Genomic DNA, 5,552 nt, shown 5'->3' with positions numbered 1-5,552 from the left:
ACCGCGAGCATCAGGCGCTCCGCTAGGCATAACTCCACCGCCAGCTTCAGGTGCTCCGCTGGGCATTACTCCGCCGCGGGCAGCATCAGGAGCCCCACTAGGCATTGGTGCCTGGCCCTCGGTAGATGAGTTTTCGGTTGAACCCGCTGTTAAGGGGAGAGCTACTGTATACTTGCCATTTCTTTCTTGAACAGCTTCAACCGGTACGGTTAACACATCTTTTTTCTCAGCCGTTGTAACTGAAACTTCTGCCGACATCCCGACAAGGGCACCTTCGGAGCTAGTTAAGCCAACGGTAACATCGAAGAGGGATACTCCGTTTGAGACTGTACCTTCCTTGGCAATCTTTGTGACACTCCCCTTGAATTCAGTGTCGGGAAGGGCATCCAATGAAATGGTGGCAGGCATCCCCAACTTCACTGTAGGAATATCAAGCTCATCCACCTGCACTATGACGCTTAAATTAGCATAATTGGTGATATCGATGAGTTCAGAGCCATCCATCGCTTTTTCACCGTTGGCTATATTAACAGCTGTAACAGTTCCGTCAATAGGGGCGGTTAGGGGATCTGGAGGGATCATATCTTCTTGTACAGATGCTATTTTTTCGATTTGAGAAGCGATATCTGTTTTCGCTTTTTCAATCGAACGTTTGGCACTGGCCAATTCATCCTCGGAGGCACCTGCCACGGCAAGCTTCTTATACTGCTCCTGCTTGTCCTGAAGATCCACTTCAAGTGAGGTAAGAGAGGTTTGTTCCTGTTTGAGATTGTCACTCAGGTCATCGCCTTCGAAGGTAATTAATGTCTGGCCTTTTTTCACAAGGTCTCCTTCTTGGACAAGCACTTCAGCAGCGGTTCCAGCGTCCTTCGTTTTCACTTTTCCTGTTTCGGTGGCCGTGACGGAGCCTGCTCCAGATACATTTACTATGATATCGCCCTTCGTAACCGTGGCTGTATTTACGGGCACTTCAGCAGCCTGACTGCTCTTATCAGGTAAAAATGTATACACCAACAATCCGGCTGTTGCTACAGCTACTACTCCGATGGTCCAGAGCAACACTTTTTTCTTCTTCATTTCTATCCTCCATAGATCATCAAATTTCTTTTGAATTCAGCCACCCTTGCGCTTTTACTAAATGTCGGATGGATTGTTAGCATTAGAATCGGTGTTTGAAGCGGAATTGCTGTTTGAAGTCGTTGACGCTGCCTGATAAGTGACCACATAGGTCCCAGTTCCCAGCAAATTTCGATGACCTTGGAATTCGTCGTATATATTCAATCGGATCGCGCCGCCACTTAGAGTTTTGTAAAGATTGCTTGTGAATGTTGTGGTGTACGACTTGAAGCTACCTAATGGCAGATCTGTGCCCAGTGTTAATGTCTTTTCCATCGTTTGTCCGAAGGGGTCGATCAGCTCTAGTACAAGCTTGTGCTCATACGTACCCGATTCGTAAAGCGTGCTGCTCGACAGGTTGTAGGTTAGGACAGTGCTTAGCGTATCTTTTCCACCAGTGACGGTGGTGACTGCATTTGTCACGGATAGGGTATAAGGGAACAATTCTACATCCAAAAGATTGCTCTTTGCCTCCACCGCAACATTATTTAGTCCCAGTGACACCGTATTGATATATCCCGTTGATTTCCCGCCAGGAGCCGTAAGTTTTCCTTCGGATACCCCTTCACCGATATAAAGAACAAGCTGAGAAGAATCTACTCCAAGTGGAAGCTTAGTCCAGACGGTAATCAGATTTTTTCCGTTAGGGCTCGTGGAAGTTGTAGACTGGTTGACCTCGCCTTCGAAATATTGATTGTCTGGTGTTTTGTAATAAGCTACGAGTTGAGCCTGCTCTGATTTACGTGTTTCCTCACTGTTCATTTCCAGTTCTGTGTACATGATATTGGAGCTCGTACCCTGATAAACCGTTGTCCGGCGCTCTAATACTTCTGCTTTTTTGCTTTCAAGGTCAATTTGGAAGGAACTTAGTGCTGCAACTTCCTGAACACGGCTATCCAACTGATTTGTACTTAACGAAAGAAAATTAATTTTGCTTTCGCCGGAGGTTTCTTGCAGCGTTATTTTTAATGGATTGAACTGGTAGGTGTAAGGAACATTGGCCACGACATAAACGTCTGCGGATTCATTTGGCCCGAGTAGGGTTTGTGTGCTTTCTGTGACGACTTGGGAAGTGCTGCTAATATCACTCTCACCAGCTTTAATGACACTTGTAAACGCTGGAAGCTGTACAGAGGTCGATTTCGTGTTGCGAATATTGATTTTAGCTACAAGCTGATCTTTGTCTGCCCAAGGTAGCCGCTGGATGTTCGTAAGCTTGACAGCAAATGTACCGTGGCTGTTCTCCACTGCGTATTCTGTGTCCTGCCAATTATTAGTTTGCAGAGTGTAAGGGATCTGATAATAGGCTGTAGGAAAAATGATCTTACCCTCGACAGCGGGTTCATTCATTTGCAGCTGTAGCGTTCCTTGAGCTATCGTTAGCGGAACTTCTGCACTGAGCTCGATTATTTTTTCTTCAAGGGGTTTGAGTGTAAGGCTGGCGAAAGCCTTCGTGTCCACCGGAAAGCTATATCCTTCAGCGGCTTTAACGGTAAACTCATAAGCAGGCAAAGTAATCGCTTTGTTGCCGCTATTTTTTACTCGAAATTGCAGCGTCCAATTCGCGGTGCCGTTGTCGGCATAGACATTGGCGCTTTTTAACTGCGTCTCGACAGTATTATTGTTGATCGTAAGCTTCTTGATGACATTGCTGGCTACGACAAGATCCGGTGTGGTAGCAGCGGGAAGGTTATAGGTGACGATGGGCAAAGCTATTTTTAATGAAGTATCTTCTCCAGCAAACTGCAGAGTCATATTGTCTGTCTTCATATAAGAGGGGATTTCCGTCATGTAGTAGATCGTCTTTTTTTCTTGTGGCTGTACTTTGTAGTTGCTGCTCGCGTCATCAAGCGTTAATTCAAATACAGATCCGCCTGCGGATGCGAGGTATCCCTTAAGTCCAGAATCACTTAGCACTTTGGTTCCTTGATTGGTTAAGCTCACACCTACTTTGGCGTATACCTTACCGTTATATTTGTAAATTTGCAGACTTTCAGTTTGGGTTGTTACGGGTTGATTATTCAAGGTTATTTTTTTGCTTTGGCCTCTAGCGACCGCTTGTGAAAAAGTTGCAGGTAGGGTGAAAGTACCCAGCTTCTTTTGATAATCGGTACTGCTGAAATCCCAACCAAAGACTGAAATCTTAACGCCTTTTAAAGAGGTGGATTTACCGATGTTTACATAATAGGTTACGGATTGACTGCTTTTGGAGGCTATGGACTTGATAGTTGCACTGCTGGTTACTGGGCTCCCTTGGATAACCGTTCCTCCGGCAGTAGTTACCTTAGAGAAATAGTCCACCAGATTGATGCTGCTTCCGCTCCCATTGTAATAGCTGAGGGTGTATGTAAGAATATTGCCGCCATCCTGAGTTAAAAAGCCTACATCGCTCAGCTTCACGCTTATGTTACTCTTTAAAGCTATCGAGCCGAGTTTATCCAGAGTGGATACGGTGGTGGTGGTTGCCGTTTTGGTGGATGTACTAGTCGTTGATGCAGCGTATGCTCCATACGCTGAAGCTTGACTCAGAACGGCTGCGCTAAGTATGATCCCAGCGACTTTTGTTCTTCGTGCATGCATGTAATTCCCTCCCGGTATGAAAGTCCTTGTACTATGAAGGTGGTTTATGATGGAGTACAACCATGCCTTCTTAATAATGGAAATTATCAAGCTCCGCTGAACGTTAGCTGAAAAAAAGTCCCCGGAACGGCTCTGAACCTTAAAGCCAGCTTAAAGCCAGATAAAAATTGCCCTAATTATGCTTGAACTTGTCAAAACGACAGATTTTGCATATAATAAACAGACATATCTCTTGCATAAAAGAGATACCTGACAATTAGATTGAATTGTAAAATGCAGTGATGGAGAAGAGTACACAGTGCCTGACTTACAGGGAGGAGACGCCGGTGATTGAGAGCGTTTCTAGGAAACAGAGCTGTCGAAGTTCACTCCGGAGCAGTTCCTTGAATTCCTTAAGATTGCCTTGTAAGGAAGCGTAGGGGAAACCGGTCACAGACCGTTATTTCTGTATAAAGTGAGATAGGTATCTGTCCAGCCAAAAGAGGGAATGAAGCTCTTATGGGGAACAGATCAGCTTGTCTAACAAGGGTGGTACCACGGTCTTTTCGTCCCTTACCGGGAGGAAAGGCCTTTTTTTGTTGAACTAGACAATGATTGAAGGGGGCTGTACACGGCCATGAAAGAGAAGTTGGAAGCATTGAAGGTTGAGGCGCTGGCTAAGTTGCAGGAGGTTATGGATCCACAGGTTTTGAATGACCTAAGAGTGAAATACCTCGGTAAAAAAGGCGAGCTTACAGAAGTTCTGCGTGGTATGGGAGGACTTAGTGCTGAGGAGCGTCCGGTTATCGGGCAAGTAGCGAATCAGGTGCGTAGTGCGATTGAGGAGATTATTGGAGCGAAGCAAGAAGCTTTTCAACAGCAAGAGACTCAGCAACGTCTGCAGGCTGAAAAAGTAGACGTAACATTGCCGGGTCGCCGCATGCAGCAAGGGGGCATTCACCCGCTTAGCAGAGTGGTTCAGGAAATTGAGGATATTTTCATTGGTATGGGCTACCGTGTGGCTGAAGGTCCGGAAGTGGAGACCGATTATTATAACTTTGAAGCCCTAAATCTGCCTAAAAATCACCCGGCACGCGATATGCAGGACTCCTTTTATTTAACGGATGACCTGCTTATGCGTACTCAAACGTCTCCGGTACAGATTCGTACTATGCAGGCTATGAACGGTGAAGTTCCAGTTAAAATCATTTGCCCGGGTAAAGTATTCCGCCGCGATGATGACGATGCAACGCATTCCTTCCAGTTCCATCAAATTGAAGGTTTGGTTATCGGAAGTAACATTCGGATGAGTGATCTGAAAGGCACCTTGCAGCAATTCGTACAAGAGATGTTCGGCCCGAATACAGACATTCGTCTTCGTCCGAGCTTCTTCCCATTCACCGAGCCAAGCGTTGAAGTGGACGTAAGCTGCTTCAAATGTGGCGGCGATGGCTGCAGACTGTGCAAGCAAAGCGGATGGTTAGAAATCCTTGGTGCCGGCATGGTGCATCCAAACGTTCTGAAAATGGGTGGCTATGATCCTGCTAAGTATAGCGGCTTCGCATTTGGTATGGGTGTTGAGCGGATTGCTATGCTTAAATACGGCATCGATGACATCCGTCATTTCTATAACAACGATATGAGTTTTGTAAAGCAATTCAAGGGCGTTTAGATTTTTGGTGGGCGAGCTGGCTTGCGGGTTAGGAGGATGGATTTTGGAGCATTTGATTTCATATTGTAAAAACCCTATTAAGCTAGGATCGGAAAGGAATTTTGGAACTGTAGGAGCGATAGCGACCGCCTTTGTCCCCGGATTTCCACCGCGAAGAGCGGTTTAGATCAAGAAATCTGGGGACAACAGCGGCCGGAAGTCCAAA

General features: G+C 46.0%; 3 protein-coding genes and 1 other annotated feature. Of the genes, 1 reads left to right on the top strand and 2 read right to left on the bottom strand.

All coding sequences use genetic code 11. From position 1 onward, the window contains the following. Both CA600_RS30265 and CA600_RS30260 read right to left on the bottom strand, forming a co-directional pair. A partial coding sequence (locus CA600_RS30265) for an efflux RND transporter periplasmic adaptor subunit (protein WP_094874788.1) occupies positions 1–1,077 on the bottom strand: 1,077 nt, incomplete at its 3' end. Between the two features lie 57 nt (positions 1,078–1,134). Beyond that, complete coding sequence (locus CA600_RS30260; protein WP_179281790.1) at positions 1,135–3,696, bottom strand: hypothetical protein; 2,562 nt, start codon at positions 3,694–3,696, stop codon at positions 1,135–1,137. 269 nt (positions 3,697–3,965) lie between these two features. After that, positions 3,966–4,252: a binding site (T-box leader), on the top strand. A gap of 60 nt (positions 4,253–4,312) precedes the next feature. Here CA600_RS30260 and pheS point away from each other — a divergent pair. Next, a complete protein-coding gene (gene pheS / locus CA600_RS30255; protein WP_094874787.1) occupies positions 4,313–5,347 on the top strand; it encodes a phenylalanine--tRNA ligase subunit alpha in 1,035 nt (344 codons plus the stop codon). Positions 5,348–5,552: the final 205 nt, after the last annotated feature.

The organism is Paenibacillus sp. VTT E-133280 (genome assembly GCF_002264385.1).
Taxonomy (GTDB): domain Bacteria; phylum Bacillota; class Bacilli; order Paenibacillales; family Paenibacillaceae; genus Paenibacillus_AQ; species Paenibacillus_AQ nitricinens.
This window is presented reverse-complemented; position numbering and strand designations above follow the sequence as displayed.